12 protein-coding genes are annotated in these 15,860 nt (G+C 68.0%); 11 read left to right on the forward strand and 1 reads right to left on the reverse strand.

Annotation, left to right across the window (positions count from 1 at the left end; genetic code table 11):
• Window positions 1–6 precede the first annotated feature (6 nt).
• The gene (gene eccD / locus ABZ717_RS01730; protein WP_358503927.1) at window positions 7–1,347 is read right to left on the reverse strand and encodes a type VII secretion integral membrane protein EccD; all 1,341 of its coding nucleotides are present in this window, start codon (window positions 1,345–1,347) and stop codon (window positions 7–9) included.
• Between the two features lie 272 nt (window positions 1,348–1,619).
• On the opposite strand from eccD, the gene eccCa reads away from it, so the two are divergent.
• The 11 genes from eccCa (at window position 1,620) to ABZ717_RS01785 (ending at window position 15,812) form a co-directional block, all read left to right on the forward strand.
• Entirely contained in the window at window positions 1,620–5,528 is a 3,909-nt protein-coding gene (gene eccCa, locus ABZ717_RS01735; RefSeq protein ID WP_358504079.1) for a type VII secretion protein EccCa, read from the forward strand.
• Between the two features lie 276 nt (window positions 5,529–5,804).
• Complete coding sequence (locus tag ABZ717_RS01740) at window positions 5,805–6,131, forward strand: hypothetical protein (RefSeq protein WP_067602334.1); 327 nt, start codon at window positions 5,805–5,807, stop codon at window positions 6,129–6,131.
• Between the two features lie 71 nt (window positions 6,132–6,202).
• A complete protein-coding gene (locus ABZ717_RS01745) occupies window positions 6,203–8,866 on the forward strand; it encodes a hypothetical protein (RefSeq protein WP_358503930.1) in 2,664 nt (887 codons plus the stop codon).
• Between the two features lie 58 nt (window positions 8,867–8,924).
• Window positions 8,925–9,485, forward strand: a complete 561-nt coding sequence (locus ABZ717_RS01750; RefSeq protein WP_358503933.1) for a hypothetical protein — start codon at window positions 8,925–8,927, stop codon at window positions 9,483–9,485.
• 263 nt (window positions 9,486–9,748) lie between these two features.
• Window positions 9,749–10,090 (forward strand): hypothetical protein, encoded by a 342-nt coding sequence (locus tag ABZ717_RS01755; RefSeq protein ID WP_358503936.1) that lies wholly within the window; start codon window positions 9,749–9,751, stop codon window positions 10,088–10,090.
• Window positions 10,091–10,133: 43 nt separating this feature from the next.
• A complete protein-coding gene (locus ABZ717_RS01760) occupies window positions 10,134–10,427 on the forward strand; it encodes a WXG100 family type VII secretion target (RefSeq protein WP_067602323.1) in 294 nt (97 codons plus the stop codon).
• 14 nt (window positions 10,428–10,441) lie between these two features.
• Entirely contained in the window at window positions 10,442–10,804 is a 363-nt protein-coding gene (locus tag ABZ717_RS01765; protein ID WP_358503939.1) for a hypothetical protein, read from the forward strand.
• A gap of 68 nt (window positions 10,805–10,872) precedes the next feature.
• On the forward strand, window positions 10,873–12,996 hold the full coding sequence (locus tag ABZ717_RS01770) for a protein kinase (RefSeq protein ID WP_358503942.1): 2,124 nt from the start codon (window positions 10,873–10,875) through the stop codon (window positions 12,994–12,996).
• A 126-nt stretch (window positions 12,997–13,122) separates the two neighbouring features.
• Window positions 13,123–14,247 (forward strand): hypothetical protein, encoded by a 1,125-nt coding sequence (locus ABZ717_RS01775; protein WP_358503945.1) that lies wholly within the window; start codon window positions 13,123–13,125, stop codon window positions 14,245–14,247.
• Between the two features lie 113 nt (window positions 14,248–14,360).
• Entirely contained in the window at window positions 14,361–14,801 is a 441-nt protein-coding gene (locus ABZ717_RS01780) for a hypothetical protein (protein WP_358503948.1), read from the forward strand.
• A gap of 78 nt (window positions 14,802–14,879) precedes the next feature.
• The gene (locus ABZ717_RS01785) at window positions 14,880–15,812 is read left to right on the forward strand and encodes an AEC family transporter (RefSeq protein ID WP_358503951.1); all 933 of its coding nucleotides are present in this window, start codon (window positions 14,880–14,882) and stop codon (window positions 15,810–15,812) included.
• The last annotated feature ends 48 nt before the right edge of the window (window positions 15,813–15,860 follow it).

Here is a 15,860-nt window from a genome sequence, read left to right on the forward strand (position 1 = left end):
GTGGGATCAGGTGGCTCCGGTCATCCTCGCCACGAAGTCGAACAGGCCCATGCCCCAGGCGAACATGACGCACATCGTCATGATGATGAGGATCTCGGTCCAGTTCAGGACCCTTCGGAGCGAGGCACGGGGGACGTCGTTCAACTTCACCCAGCTCAGGACGCTCAGGAGGATCCCGGCGAGCAGGACCACGGCCGGAAGCCACGGGCCGAACACCGGGTGCTGCACCGTGACCGCGACACCCGCGGCGCCCAGACCCACGGCGCCCGCCAGGCGCAGGGGCAGCACGTGACGGATGCGGTCGAACAGACGGGAGCGCATCACCAACAGCACCCCGAGGAGACCGCACAGCAGCAGGTCGGGAAGGCCCGTGCCGAAGTAGGCGAGCAGGACCGCGAAGATCCCGCCGGAGAGGGCCGTGCCCATCACGATGCCCAGCAGCAGGCGGTCGGTGTTGGTGAAGGTCTCCTCGAACCGGTCCGTGGCCACCTGACCCGACCGTCCGACCTCGTAGTCCAGTCCGGACAGGCCGCCCATCACCATCGCCACACGCGGCAGCGCGCCCACGCACAGGGCCAGCGCGATCCCCATCGCGCGCACGCCCTGTACCGGCTGCGCGAAGATCCCGACCACGACCAGAACGCCCCCGGTCAGGGTCAGCACCGTGAGTCCGGCGATGTAGGGCAGCCCGGTCTCGTGCATGGACCAGCCGATCACCGCCACCAGCAGACCCCCGCAGAGCGCGATGGCCCCCGTGACCAAGGGGGTGGGGTTGAAGAGGAACCCGGCCGCGAGGACCGCGGTGGCACCACCCCACACACAGGCCGTCGCGAAGAGGACGTAGGCGACCGCGGGCAGCGGCCGGCGGGCCGCCAGCATCATCGTGCCGATCGTCAACAACGTGCCCAACGCCGCCACCGCGAGGTGCCCCGGCGACGGACGCAGCCACATCATGAGGAACAGCATCAGCAACGGCCCGATGCCGCCCACGAGCAGGCCGAACGACAACGTGGTCGTCGGGTTCCAGATCCACGCGGTCTCGTCGACGCTGTCCTCGACCGCGCCGCGTACGTCATCGACGTGTTCGGGACGGCTCGGAGCGACCACACGATCGAGGAGGAGCACGTCCCCGTCGTAGACACCCGCGCCTTCGAGAGGCGCTTCGGGGCGAACCGGTTGACCGTCGACCGTGGTCAGTGTCCAGGAAGCCGGTTCGGTGCTCTCTCCCTCGTCCACGCAGACCTCGATGATGCGAGGCATGAGTGTGGCGACGGGAACACTTCCCGGTAGCGCCAGATCGGCCCAGCGCCGGGGTCCGGTGACCGTGACCCTGCAGTATCCGCTCACCCAAGACCCTCTTTGTCGACTCGTTCTGTGATTACCATGCTCAACGGGCGCAACCGATGACAATTAGGCGATTCGCTGTGTCCACGAGATCATCTATAGCGTAGTCACCGAAACACGAAACCTTGCAGGTGGACGGAGAAGGGACCCCCGTGGCGACGAGACCTGTTCCCCGCCCGGCTCGTGAGATACCACCCGCACCAGGGACGTCTCCGCTGGTCATCGCGACACCGCCGCAGATGCCGGAGAACGCGCCGGCCGGTAGCTCGGGCGCGATGATCATCATGCCGATCATCACCGGTTCGGGCTCCCTTCTGATGTCCATCACCATGGGTCACCGACCATTGATGATGGTGGCGGGCGTGATGATCATGCTCGCGAGCGTCATCGTCGGAATCATCATGTTCGTCGCCCAGCACAACGGCCCGCGTAAGCGCATTCGTGAGCAACGAGAGCGCTACGTCGACTACCTGGACCAGTTGCGCGAGATCGTTCGAGACGTCGCCGCCGGCCAGCGTTCGGACAACGCCTTCCGCCATCCGAAGCCGAGTCTGCTCACGGAACCGGCCCGCTCCCGGGCGAGAAGATGGGAACGCCGGGCCTCCGACCCCGACTTCCTCGACGTGCGGGTCGGATGCGGCACACGGCCTCTGGCCCGAAGGTTGAAGCTCAAGGTCGATACCTCCTCCCCGCTGATCGTCTACGATCCCGTCTGCCAAGGCGCCGCCGACCAGCTCATCGAGCTCTACGGCGACGTCCCCGAGATGCCCCTGATCGTTCCACTCCGACGGCACGGCGTCATCTCGATCAACGGGGACCGGGAGGCCGGACGCGGTCTCGTCCGAGCGATGATCTCCCAGCTCTCGGTCTTCCACTCCCCACACGACCTGCGCATCGGTGTGGTCCGCGACCCGAAGCTCCGGGAGCGGTGGGAGTGGACCAAGTGGTTGCCGCACAACACCTTCGAGGACGCCACGGACGGCCCCATGCCCGCCCGCTTCGTCTCGGACAACACCGTGCAGGTCGCGGAACTCCTCTCCGACGAGATCGAACGACGCACCGTCGACCTGCAACGTCGCCGTGGCAAGCCCCCGGGCCCCGGCACACAGCGGCTCGTGGTCGTCCTGGACGGCGAGTACCAGTCCACCCTCTCCGGCCTTCAGGCCGAGCCCCCCGTCACCAACCTGGCCGACCTCGGCATCCACGTCATCATCCTGTCCTCGGAGCGACGCGAGGAACCCGACTCCGTGGAGCTACGGCTCCTGATCGAGGCCGACGGCACCCTGCGTGAGGACACCGAGGGCATCAAGCCGGACCCGGAGTCCGCCTACGTGCCCCTCGATGGCAGGGCCGACAACGCCGGCGTCGCCCAACTGACCACCCTGTCCCGCGTCCTGGCCCCCTACGGCATCGCGGTGACCGACGGCGACGACGCCATGCACGAGACCGTCGGGCTACCCGAGATCCTGGGCGTCCCCGACGTCGCCGCGCTGGACACCCGCCGTACCTGGCGCAAACGCTCCACCGGCGACTACCTGCGCGTACCCATCGGGGTGGGCCCGAGCGGCAACACCGTCCTGTTGGACCTGAAGGAATCAGCCTTCGGCGGTATGGGACCGCACGGCCTGGTCGTCGGTGCCACCGGTTCCGGTAAGTCGGAGATGCTGCGGACCATGGTGGCCTCCCTGGTCATCAACCACTCACCGGAGAACCTGGCCCTGCTGCTGGTCGACTTCAAGGGTGGCGCGACCTTCGCCGACACCGACCGGCTGCCGCACAGCGCCGGGCTCATCACCAACCTCGCCGACGACGACGGCCTGGTCATCCGGTTCCGCGAGGCGACCTTCGGTGAACTGGTACGACGGCAACAGATCCTGAAGAACGCCGGCAACCTGCCCAACCTGCACGCCTACGAAGCGGCCCGGGAGAACGATCCCGGCCTGGAACCACTGCCGCACCTGCTCATCATCATCGACGAGTTCTCCGAACTGTTGACCGCCCACCCCGACTTCGCGGAGTTGTTCGTCGCGATCGGCCGGATCGGCCGTTCCATCGGCGTGCACCTCCTGCTCGCCACCCAGCGGCTGGAGTCGGGCAAGATCAAGGGGCTGGAGTCCCACCTGTCCTACCGGGTGGGTCTGCGGACGTTCTCCGAGGCGGAGAGCCGGGAGGCGATCGGTGTCGGTGACGCCTACCACCTGCCCCCGGAGCCCGGTTCGGGTTACCTGAAGGTCGACACCTCGGTCTTCGAACGGTTCAAGGCCGCCATGGTCTCCCAGCCCTACGAACCACCGGCCAAGGAGGAGAAGACCGAGCACGACCCGGTCCTTCCGCTGCTGTCCTACAACGGCCTGGGCAAGGTGACGGGCGCGGGATCGCTGGTGGAGTCGCTGGTGGACTCGATCAAGGCGAAGTCGGAGGAAAAACCCAAGCAGGAGAAGCGCACCACCCTGCAGGTGACCGTGGATCGGTTGGTGGCCTCCGGCGCCGACCCCGTACGCCCCGTCTGGCTGCCGCCCCTCCCGGAGCTGCTGACCTTCGACACCGTCCTGACCGACCTCGGCGAGGGCGAGGACCTGGAGGGTGCGGGCACCGAGCCGAACCCGACCGAGGCCAAGGCGGTCTTCGGACTGACCGACATCCCGCGCGAACAACGCGTGGTCCCCGCCGAACTGGACTTCACCGGTGGCGAGGGCAACATCGTCGTCCTGGGAGGCCCCCAGTCCGGTAAGTCCACCCTGCTGCGGACCATCATCACGAGTCTGGCGTGGCGGTACCCGCCGGGTCGTGTGGCGGTCTACGCGATCGACTTCGGTGGTGGCGCGCTCCAGGCGATGGACGAGCTTCCGCACGTCGCGGGTGTGGCCGGACGGGCCGACCCGGAGAAGGTCCAGCGGGTCCTCACCGACGTGTCCGGACACCTCGACCGCCGCCAGCGTCTGTTCCGCAAGCACAAGCTCGACTCGCCCGCGGCCTTTCGTCAGGCCCGCGCGGAGGGCGAGGTGCCGTCCAGCGTCCCAGGGGACCTGTTCCTGATGATCGACGGCTGGTCGGCCGTTCGGGACGCCTTCGACGCCGCCGACGACTACCTCATGGACATCGCGACGCGTGGTCCCTCCCTTGGCGTGCACACCATCCTGACGGGCGCGGCCTCCTCCCAGGTCCGTTCCCGTCTGCAGGCGCTCTTCGGCGGCCGGTTCGAACTGCGGCTGAGCGACCCCATGGACTCGGGCATCGGACGCAAGATCGCCGAGGACATCCCGAAGGACACCCCGGGTCGAGGTCTGTCGGCGGAAGAGCACCACACCCACGTGGCGCTGCCCCGGGTGGACGGTGTCGCGAGCGATGAGGACCTGACCGACGGCGTCCAGGACCTGATCAAACGGATCCGGGAACGCTGGCCGCAGAAGGCGGTCCAGGGCGTGCGCACCCTCCCCGAGCGCGTCGAACTGGACGAGCTGCTCAAGGGCCGCAGATCCGGCCGGAGCAGGTCGCGGGAGCTGGTGCTGGGCATGGCCGAGAGTTCCCTGGCCCCGGCCGTGATGAACCTGGACCGGGACCCGCACCTGTTGGTGTTCGGAGACCCGCAGAGCGGCAAGTCCGCCTTGGTGCGCGGGCTGGTCAAGCAGATCGTCCAACGCCCGTCCAAGGAGCTGGGCATCGTGATGGTCGACTTCCGACGCTCACACCTGGAACTGGTTCCCGAAGAGCACCTGTTGGCCTACTGCACGACCGCGGAGCAGACCAAGGCGGTCGCCGACAACCTCGCCGGTTCCCTCCAGCAACGCCTGCCGGGCCCGGACGTGACCCCGAAACAGCTGCGGGATCGCAGCTGGTGGAAGGGGCTCGACCTGTACGTCATCGTGGACGACATGGACATGATCGCCTCGCGCAGCAACCCGCTGGCTCCCCTGGCCAAGTTCATCCCGCAGGGCGCCGACCTGGGCCTGCACGTCATCGCCGCCCGCCGCACCGGTGGTACGGCACGCGCGATGTTCGAGCCGGTGCTGCAGTCGCTGAGCGACATGGCCACCCCGGGCGTGCTGTTCTCCGGCGACCGTATGGAGGGACGCCTGGCCAACGGTGTGGCCTCCAAGCAGCTTCCCCAGGGTCGTGCGCAGTTGGCCCTTCGTGGAAAGCGCCCCGACCTGCTGCAGGTCGGCTGGAGCGAGCCCCCCGCGTAACGACGCCCGCCTCGACCGACGGTGGCTCAGGCGGCCAAGAGCCGCGAGCCATCGCCGCCGACGACTCCAACTCGGTGTGTACATGCGTGGTCACCCTACGCACGGTCACCTCGGACAATACGGGTCTCGTTACACTTCTGTTTCCTTTGGTATGAAACTCTCGTCCTCTTACCGTCGTCGCACCAGGCGACCCTGTCCCCGTCACTCCCCGAAGTGGCGTCAGCGGACACCGGTCTCCGTCGCCGGTGCACACCCTCATCCGAAAGGAGTGCCTCCATGACCAACGAAGCGGGCGCGAACCCGATCGAGGCGATGGAGGGTGGCGAGTACGCCGAGACCCTCGCCGCCGCGATGGCCGGGCTGGCCGACGCGTTCGACCTCCTCCTCGGAGACGCGGTGGGCGCCTGCGGCCACGAAGACGTCAGATCCGGGTTCAACAAGTTCCGGGAAGAGGCCGACCAAGCCCTCATCGACCTCCAGGAACACGGTCTCGCCCTGGCCAACAACATCCAGGCCGGCGCCGGTGAGGTCGCCCAGAACGACCTCGACAGCTCGGACGGCTTCCACCCCTGGCAGTCCCACCGTGACCTGAACTTCGACTGACGCCCCGTGGCCTCGCCCCAGCCCGAGTCCCCTTCCATCACCCCGCTCGCTCTTCGCCCCTGAGGATGACCGTGGCCACCATCGCCCTCGTTTTCTTCCCCCGAGACTTCTACGGACGCTCGGCCGACATGTACGACTGCGCGTCGGATCTGGAGATCCTCAACGCCCGCGTGCTCGGTCGCGCCGACGACCTCGGGGGGAGCTTCGACTCCGCCTCGCATCAGTTCACCGACCTCATCGCCTGGAACATCCAAGGGCATTCCGAGGAGGACATCCAGAAGTGGCGGGACGCCGCGGTCTCGGTCAGCTATGCCTCTTCGGTCGCCGAGATGTGGGCCGACACCGTCAAGGCCTTCGACGACGAACGCGAGGCCCAACTCTCCACCTGGCAGACCAGCAAGGGCGAGAAGGAGGGCGCCGTCCCCTCCAAGTACCAGGGTGACCGGATCACCGAGTCCCACCCGCAGGCCGACGGGTTCCTCTGGACGGACTGGGGCGCCGGTGACGAGAAGAAGTGTCGCGAACTCTACGACGAACTCTCCACCGTGCAGGAGGGCCTCATCGAGCGCGAGCGGACCAACTGGAACACCCTCCAGGACACCGCCGAAGACGTTCGGACCATGCTCGAAGAGGGTCCGACCCCGGAGAACGTCTCCAAGCTCATCGAGGCCGGGAACGCCGGTTGGGGGTTCCTCAGCCTCGACCCGTCGCGTTACTCCGGACTCCTCGAAGACGTCGAACTCACCCCGGAGAACGCCGAGGAGTACGCCGACGAACTCTCGGCCTACTGGTCCGGAGACAAGCCCCTGGACGACCGCTACCACGAGCTCATGCTCGTGATGGCGATGATGGGGTCGAACGCCCGCGGTCACCAGCAGAACGGGACACAGTTCGAGTCGGAGGAGGTCGAGTTCCTGGAGGAGTTCTACCGGCAGTTGGAGGAGCCCTACTACCGCGACGGCGCCGGCGCGGGCCTCATGGCCTACCCCGACCTCATGGCCGAGTCCGGCATGAGCGAGGAGGAACGCGAACAGGCCCTCGGCACGCTCGGCGACGGTCTACTCGCGTTGTCGGACCCGCGTATCGGCGGTGGCTACGACAACCTGCCCCAGAGCTTCCGTTACGCGGTCGAGGGGCCGTGGATCAACCCCGACGCGGAGGGCAAGGTCTCCACGGGCCCCGCCGGGATGGGCATGGACATGAAGGCGCTCTCCGCCTTCATGGAGCACACCGACGAGAACCTGGAGGCCGGTTACGGCCTGTCCACCAACCTCCACCTGAGCACCGGCGCGTTCCTCGACGCCTGGGGCGGCGAGGTCCACGACTCCGACGGCGTGCTGCCCGACTCCGAGCAGGTCTCGCACATGGTCGACGTGGCCTCCCGGAACAAGGACTCCAACTACTACATCCTCACCGGGGAGCACCTCAACGAGGAGCCGGGCGTCCCCTACGGCGACGAGGACCTGCGCAAGCAGGCCCTGGAGGGCACCCTCACCTTCGAATGGCACGACGACGGGCACACCGCGCGACAGCTCACCGACTGGTTGGCCGAGGACGTGCACAGTGAGGATCCCGAGGTGAACGAGCGCGCGGGCGACGCCTTCACCGGGTTCATGGAGACCATCACCGACCCGGAGATGCACGACGCCCTCATCAACACCGGCGTCAGTGTCACCGAGGGGGACAACGACTACTCCGACGCCTCCTTCACCCAGTTCAACGGCGCTCTGGCCGACAGCCTGGGCGACATCTTCGAAGCCCACATCTTCAGCTTCGCCAACGGCGACATCCTGGACACCGACGGCAACCCGGTGCAGGGGATCGGGGACTTCGATCCCGATACCAACTACGTGCGCATGGGTCCCGACGAGCGTGCCCAGTTCATGCAGCTCCTCATGGGCAACGACGAGACCGCCGGGCGCATCGTGAACTCGGTGGACGCCTACCAGCAGATCGAGGCCATCGCCTACCTGGAGTCCGGTAACGAGGCGACGTCCGCGCGCGGCTCGGCGCAGCTCCAAGGACTGTTGGAGCGCGCCCTGTACCTGGAGTCGGAGGACCGCACCGCCGACCTGGACAAGACGATCGAGCGAGAGACGCAGATCGCCGACTTCGTGGTGAGCGAGGCGGGAACCCTGTCCGAGAAGATCCCGGTCATCGGTCAGGGAGTCTCGAAGGGTCTGGACCTCGGTAAGGACAGCATCGTCGCGGCGATCGTCGACGGCGAATACGACGTGTCTCCACGGTTCCCGACCTATACCAGTGAGCAGAGCGTGGAACGGAACTTCCGGGTGGAGACCCTGGACTTCATGCTCGCTAACGATCCCCAGGCGTTCAACGGCGAGACCCAGCGCTCGGACCTTCGGACCCTGGTCGACGGTGGCGCGCTGACCATCGTGCAGGACGGTCAGGAGCTCAAGCCCTCCGAGATCACCAACGACTTCGTCATCGACGACTCGGTGACTCTGACGTTCGAGAAGGACCCGAGCGCGTGGGAGCACAACGAGGACCGGAACCTCTCCGGGATGGACGACGCCCTCGGCAACGTCATGAACAACACCGTCCTCACCGCGAACAGCACCGACCCCCACACGGGAGAACCCATCGAACACACGGCGTCCGGCCGTGAGTGGGTGGGCGACTTCACCGGTCAGTACAGCGACGCGTACAAGACCACACGTGACTACTTCGGGGGCGAACTGGAGACCTTCGGGAAGCCCCCGGAGGAGAACTGACCCCCCATCGCCCCGACACCGTCTCCTCCCCCGCCACAGACTCTCCTCGGAGGATCCCTTGACCCACCGTACGGTCCGGACATCCACCCTGCCGGTGCTCACCCTCGCCGCGGGGCTGGTCCTATCGGGTTGTTCCACGTCCGAACCCGAGCCGGAGCCCACGTCGGGCCTGCCCGAGGACTACGTCTCCGTGCAGTGGATCGAGCGGGAGATCCGGCTGTACACCTTGGACCGCATGATCGACGAAGCCGGCTCCGACGAGGTCCTCGTGAACATGGGCGGCACTCGTGAGCACCTGTTCGACTACGGGGTCATCGTCGCCGAGGGTGGCGGGGAAGCGGACGTGGACTGGGATGCCGGATACGAGGACGGCGACCTGGAGGGGTTCGTGGTCGAACTGGACAAGGACGCCTGGGGCGACGATGTCCATCTCGCCGAGGTCGATGGGTCCCTCGGCAACGCGATGAACCACAACGAGGTCACCTGGTGCGACGAGACCGTCGGCGGCGATGACTTCGTCAAGGCTTACAAGGAACAGTACGAGGACGCCTTCGACAGCCAGGAGGAGTACACGGCGAGCGTCGTCGACTACGTCGACTGCGGCACCGGTGAGCTCTGAACGTCCTCGGGGCCCGGTGATCGGAACGCGCACCAGGTGGCCTGAGACGCCCACCGAGGCCCGCCGGTTCGACCAAGGAAAGGAGGGAATTCGCACCCGGTCAACAACATCACGAAACGCGCATACGCATTGACCGACAGGTCAAACCCTGACTAATGTCCCTACTCGCCGTACCTCCCCTGATCCCGAGCCTCGGGCGAACACCCTGCTCTTGGAGGACGGGACGCACACTTTCCCATCAGAGATTCTTCGAAAGGGTTCGGATGTCCTCCCAGCACGCCGGTCTTGAAAACGTCAATAGCCTGTCGCAGGGCGGTGAGCAGCTCGGGCAGGAGTCCGACGGTCTCCGCACCCAGATGAACCAGCTCATCGACGACATGAGCAGTGACGCCGACTCCATCCAGGGACAGGCCCTGCACGACTTCCGCGAGGCGCGCACCACCCTCATGGAGCGCTTCGACGAGCTCATGAGCTGGTGCAACCAGAACGGCATCAAGCTGAACGAGGGCCAGCAGCAGTTCAACCTGACCGACGACGAGGCCAGCGACGACTACGCGCAGTCCACCAACGACCTCGGCGCCATGGCCCGTCCGGTCAACGCCTGACCCCTTCACCGCTTCCGTCACGGCTTTCGAGAAAGGCACATTCGTGGGTAGTAACTTCGACGTTTACGGCAATGTCGGTGGGCTGCAGAACCTGGCCTCCGACCAGCAGGCGCACCTGGGTCGCTTCACGGCCATCATGAGCGCGATCAACGAGCAGTCCGAGAGCACCGTCAGCCAGTGGGAGGGGTCGGGCAGCTCGCAGTTCCAGGCCAAGGCCCAGGAATTCGACACCCACTTCTCCGAGGTCAACTCCGCGTTCGCGAAGATGATCGACGCGACCAGTGACACCGCCGGCAAGTACGACAAGCTCACCCGGTACCTGGACGGTCTGTTCTAGTAAACTGGGTCCCGATGTCCTCCCCACCCTCGCCTCCTGCCACCGATCCGGATCCGCAGCTTCCCGAGGCGTTCCACTACACGCCCGACGAGGAGAAGTACGTCCTCGAAGCGGACGCTCTCCGGCATCGGCAACTTCGATCCGCCCTGCTGTACGGCTCCAGCCGGTACTGGCGCCGTCGTCAGCGGGTGTGGCCCGCCGTGATCGGCGGCGCCATCCTCATCGCGCTCATCTGCGGGGTCATCGCCCTCATCGGCGCCTTCGGCAAACAGCAGGAGATCAATGAGGAGCGAGGGTGGGGAGCCAACAACAACGTTCGCAACCAGATGATCGAGATCCCCACGCTCGATCATCCGGTGTTCCAGGATCGTCCTTGACGTAGCCCGGTACACCTGCCCCGTTCGCCCGAGCGGGTATCCCACCACCAACAGGGGGTCGATCTCTCATGTCCGGCTCCGCTCCCGGGCCCGTCCGGGCCCCGGGGTACGACACCTCGACGCAGCTTCGCCAGGGGCGACGCGCCCGGATCATCCGCGCGACCCGAGCGACCAGCGGCGCCGAGGTCGTGCTCAAGGTGCTTCCCGTGGAGGCCGGCCAGGTCGAACTCGGTCACCTGCGCACGCTCAACGGCGTACCCGGCGTGGTCCCCCTGTTGGACGCGGGTTCCACCGCGGACGGTGCGTTCTTCATCGCCATGCCCTACTACCCGGACGGTTCGTTCGGGGAGATGCTGGCGAAGAGGGGCCCCGCTCCGTTGCAGGAGGCGGCCGCGATCGCGCGAAGCGTCGCCGCCGCCCTGGGCGCCCTGCACGCCCGTGGCCTGCTGCACAACGACGTCTGTCCGGGAAACGTCCTGCGAGCCGGGCGCACACCCGTGCTCACCGGGTTCGGTGCGGTGTCCACCTCCGGTGAGCCGCTCACCCCGCCCTCACCCCAGATGGAGTCCTTCCTCCACTCGGCCCCCGAGGCCCTCCGTGGCGAACCGCGCACACCGGCGTCGGACGTCTACCAGCTCGCCTCGACGATCTGGACGTTGCTCATGGGTCGGGCACCGTTCTCGTCCACGGACGGTTCCCCCTTCGACCCCCAGGCCTACGCTCGGCGCGTGCTCTCGGAGGAGCCCGCGCCGGTGCCGCGTCCGGACGTGTCCCGTTCCCTGCGTCGTGTCCTCACCCGAGGCCTGACGAAGGACCCCGCGGGCCGGTTCCCCAACCCTTCCGAGTTCGCCGCGGCCTTCGAGAAGGCACGGTCCGGACGCACGGCGACGGCCCCCAGCGGCGCCCAGCCCTCGATGAGCGGTATCGCCCCGACGAACGCTCCCTCCGGCCCGCAGACACCGCCGGCGTCCTCTGGCCCGCAGACCCCGCCGGCCCACTCCGGGCCTCAGTCACCTCCGGTAGCCACCGGGCCGCAGTCCTCGACCGCCCCTTCCGGACCACAAGCCCCTCCGGTACCCCCAGGACCGCAGAACCCGCCGACCGCTCCCACCTCTCAGGCGCCCCCGGTCGCCCCTCCGACGCCCCCTTCCCCCGGGCCGACCGGCCACCCGTCCGGAGCCCAGGTTCCGCACCTGTCCGTTCCTTCCGGGCCCCACGCTCCGCCCGCGCCGTTCGGAACCGGACCACAGCGCCCACCGCACGTCCCGGCCGAGGGAACCGGCCACGGCTTCCCCCAGGACGGGTTCCCTCCGGCCGGTGGAGGGGACCGGGGTCGGTTGGAGAGCGCGGCGCGGCTGCGTCCGTCCCAACGCCCGCTGCCCACCCCGGAGGAACGCGAACTCCACGGCGCCGTTCCGGAGGACTCCGACCACAGCACCGCCGACCTCATGATGGCGAAGCTGCGTGGGGAGGAGGTCTCCACGCTGCGCGCCTGGTCACGGCTGGACGGTTGGAGCGGTGACGCGAAGTCCGCGTACCTCCCCGTCGACGAGGCCGAGGAGGAGTCCTCGGATCCGGAGTGGGACTCCCTTTCCGCGATCCAGGAACCGCCACGGTGGCGCAAGCAGATGCACATCGCGGTGACGGTCTGCGGTGTTCTCGTGGCCGGCATGGTGGCGAGTGCCTTCGCGGCGACGAGCACCCCCGAACCGGTGGTCGCGGTCGCCGCCGAGGAGACCGAGGAGGAACCGGTCGAGGAGGACGCCCCCGCCCAACCGGTGGCCGAACCCTCCCCGCTGCCGGAGGTCTCCCCCGCCTCCAACGTGATGCTGGAGGACACCCTCAGTGCCGTCACCCTGAATTGGACGGACAACACCGGTGGTACGGGCTCCTACTTCGTGGTCGGCGGTCCTCAGGGCCACGACCCCCGGACCCTGGCACGGACCGGCCCCGGCGCCGTGACCGCGCAGGTCCCCACGGAGAACACTCAGGTGGAGTACTGCTTCACCCTGGTCGCCGTCGACGAGGGGTCCGCCCCTGCCGAGGAGGTCTGCACCACGCGGGCCGCGGACAGGGCCGCCGAAGCCGAACGTCAGGCCGAGGAAGAGGCCGAGCGGGAGGCGGAGGAAGAGGAGGAGGAAGAAGCCGAGGCCGACCCCTCGCCGTCCCCCTCCCCCAACGCCGACGACTGAGAGCCGGGAACGACCCCGGTGTTCCGTGTCGATAACGTGAGGAACCAGGAGAACCATCGTGTGCCTGCGGTGATCCCACCTCCCGGACAGGTTCTTCAGCCCCACTCTTCCCGGAAAGGCGACCCGATGCGGCGTTCCCTCGCCCTGGCCTCGGCCGTGTGCCTGCTCGCCGTGACGGCCTGTGACTCCTCCTCCGATCCCTCCGACGAGTCCCCCGAGACCGTGGAGGAGCTCACCGAGGGGGGAATGGTCGGCCTGGCGCTGATCCACCGGGGATTCGAGGGCGGCGACCCCGAAACCGACCAGGTCCTGGTCTTCCACGACCCCGAGACCGGTGCGCCGCTCCAGCGGATCGAGCTGCCCGACGGGGCCGTGGACCCGATGGCCTCGGAGGTCCCTGTACACGGGCGCTTCTCCGAGGACTGGCAGCACTTCGCCTTCGTCACCGACGAGCCCAGCGCCGTGCACCTGGCCGCCCTCACCGACCCCGAGGACGCCGAGGGGGAGGAGGGGGACGAGGTCGAGGGGTTCTCCTACCAACCGATCGAGTCGATCGCCGCGCCGCAGAACGAGGTCCTGTCGGAACCCCTGATCCACGAAGACCGCCTCTGGTACGTCTCCAGAGGTCCTGACGGGCAACCACCCCAGGTCCTTTCGGTGCCCTTGGACGCCCCCAACGGCACCCCCAACCAGGAGGGCAGCCTGGCCCTGGGTGAGGGGCAGCGGCCCAGCGACTGGGCGCTCACCCCGGATGGTTCCCTGCACATCCGCAACAGCGTGCCCACCCAGCAGTTGTCCGGCGGGGAGGGCCAGTTGGTGACGCGATCGACCAACGGCACCACCGTCAACGCGACCCTCACCACCGGCGGGGAGCAGTGGCAGACCTTCGACGACGCGACGGTGTGGGGCGGCGAAAGCGCCCTGTTGCGCCCCGACGAGAGCGACGACGCACCCGGCGGCGTGCTTCTGCTGACCCTGGAGGGGCAGGGTTTCTCGACGGCCGAGCTGTTGGCCGACGAGGGCTCCCCCGTGGTGCAGTTCGCCCCCTCCACCGAACGTGACGCCGTGCTGCTCCAGACCGAACAAGCGTGGTTCCGCGTCGGTCTGGAGGACGGGGCGGTCGGTGAGACCGAGGAGCTCTTCCCCCGCTACCACGACGCCTCCATGGACGGTTGGCCCCTGCTCGTGCGCTGGGCACAGGAGCCGCCCGCCGAGCCGAGCGAGGATCCCTCGGAAAGCCCCACCACCTGATCCCGTTCGGTCCGGGAATCCGAACACTCCGGGACCATCGACCTTCCCCCGACCCCTGGTCGCCCCCTATAGCGTGAAATCCCACGACCACCCGTGAGGAGAGGACACCGAACATGGCGAAGCAGGACAGGCCGCGCGGAGCGATCGCCGCCATCACCTCGCTCATCGACAGCACGCGCTCACTGGCCCGAACCTCCACGGTGTTCGGCGACCCGGTGACCTCCGGGGCCACCACCGTGGTACCGGTGGCGCGGATCAGCGTGCTGAACACCATCGGCGGCGGCACCGGGAAGATGCCCATGTCCGGTGGCGACGGCGCCGGAGGTATGGGACTCATGCGGGCGCGCCCCGCCGGGTTCCTGGTCGTCTCTCCCGAGGGCGCCGCCTTCCGGGCCATCCATCAGCCGGCCGCCAGGTTGGTGTTGCCACTCGCCGCGATCACCGCGGTGGCGGCGGCGCGCATCGTCTCGGTGTCCGTGAAGGAGGCCCGGCGACGCAAGCGGCTGGAACTCGAATGTGGGCGACACCAGGAGTGCTCACAGCACTCGGTGTGACCTGTGCCGTAGTCGTCGTGCGCCGCCTCGGATAGCGTTTGCCGGTCTTTAGCCGCACGGTAGTTCGGGGGGCGCCCCTTGTCCGGGGTCATCGTCGGGTTCGGAGTCATCGCCAGTATCGTCGCCATCGGCTACATGCTGGGCCGGATCCCGCTTCTGGGCCCCGGGGCCAGGGAGGTCCTCAACCGGCTGGCGTTCTACGTGGCCAGCCCGGCTCTGTTGTTCACGATCCTGGCCCGCACGGACCTGTCCGTGCTGCTGTCGCCGCCGGTCCTGGTGAGCGTCTTGAGCGTGGTGGTCGTCGCGGTGCTCTTCCTCGTCGTCGGGGTCATCCGACGATGGGGTGTGGGACGCACGACCGTGGGCACCCTGGGTTCCTCCTACGTCAACGCGGGCAACCTCGGCATTCCGATCTCCGCGTACGTCCTCGGCGACGCCTCCCTCGTCGCTCCCATCCTGCTGTTCCAACTGCTGGTGTTGGCACCGGTGTCGTTGACCGTGCTGGACCTGGGCAACGGGCGTGTGCGGGGGTTCTGGCCGGTGCTGCGCCGTTCCCTGGGCACCCCGGTGCGCAACCCCGTGGTGATCGCGTCCCTGACCGGTGTGGCGGTATCGGCGTCCGGTTGGGTGCCGCCGGCACCGTTGATGGAACCCTTCGACCTGGTCGGCGGGATGGCGGTGCCGTCGATGCTGCTGGCGTTCGGGATCTCCCTGCACGGCAGCGCGATGCCCGGGCGGAGCGGTCCGGACCAGGTGCCGGTGCTGTTGGCGGTGGCGTTGAAGTCGGTGGGACAACCGCTGGCGGCGTGGGCCTTGGGCTCCTTGGTGTTCGGTCTGGAGGGCGCCGCCCTGTTCGCCGTGGTGGTCCTGGCCGCGTTGCCGACCGCGCAGAACGTGTTCAACTACGCGACCCTGTACCGAACGGGTGAGGCGCTCACCCGCGAGGTGGTCCTGATGACCACGGTCCTCACCGTCCCGGTCCTGTTCACCGTCACCCTGCTCCTGGGCTGATCCCCGCGTTCACCGGCCCGGCCCCGATCCCGAAGGACGGGGCCGGGC

Source organism: Nocardiopsis sp. NPDC006832 (genome assembly GCF_040635885.1).
Lineage (GTDB): Bacteria > Actinomycetota > Actinomycetes > Streptosporangiales > Streptosporangiaceae > Nocardiopsis.

Excerpts from the sequence above, each read along its gene's own strand:
- ABZ717_RS01775 (WP_358503945.1), top strand. The coding sequence starts at position 13,123 with ATGCGGCGTTCCCTCGCCCTGGCCTCGGCCGTGTGCCTGCTCGCCGTG.
- eccCa (WP_358504079.1), top strand. The coding sequence starts at position 1,620 with ATGATCATCATGCCGATCATCACCGGTTCGGGCTCCCTTCTGATGTCC.
- ABZ717_RS01740 (WP_067602334.1), top strand. The coding sequence starts at position 5,805 with ATGACCAACGAAGCGGGCGCGAACCCGATCGAGGCGATGGAGGGTGGC.
- ABZ717_RS01755 (WP_358503936.1), top strand. The coding sequence starts at position 9,749 with ATGTCCTCCCAGCACGCCGGTCTTGAAAACGTCAATAGCCTGTCGCAG.
- ABZ717_RS01780 (WP_358503948.1), top strand. The coding sequence starts at position 14,361 with ATGGCGAAGCAGGACAGGCCGCGCGGAGCGATCGCCGCCATCACCTCG.
- ABZ717_RS01770 (WP_358503942.1), top strand. The coding sequence starts at position 10,873 with ATGTCCGGCTCCGCTCCCGGGCCCGTCCGGGCCCCGGGGTACGACACC.
- ABZ717_RS01765 (WP_358503939.1), top strand. The coding sequence starts at position 10,442 with ATGTCCTCCCCACCCTCGCCTCCTGCCACCGATCCGGATCCGCAGCTT.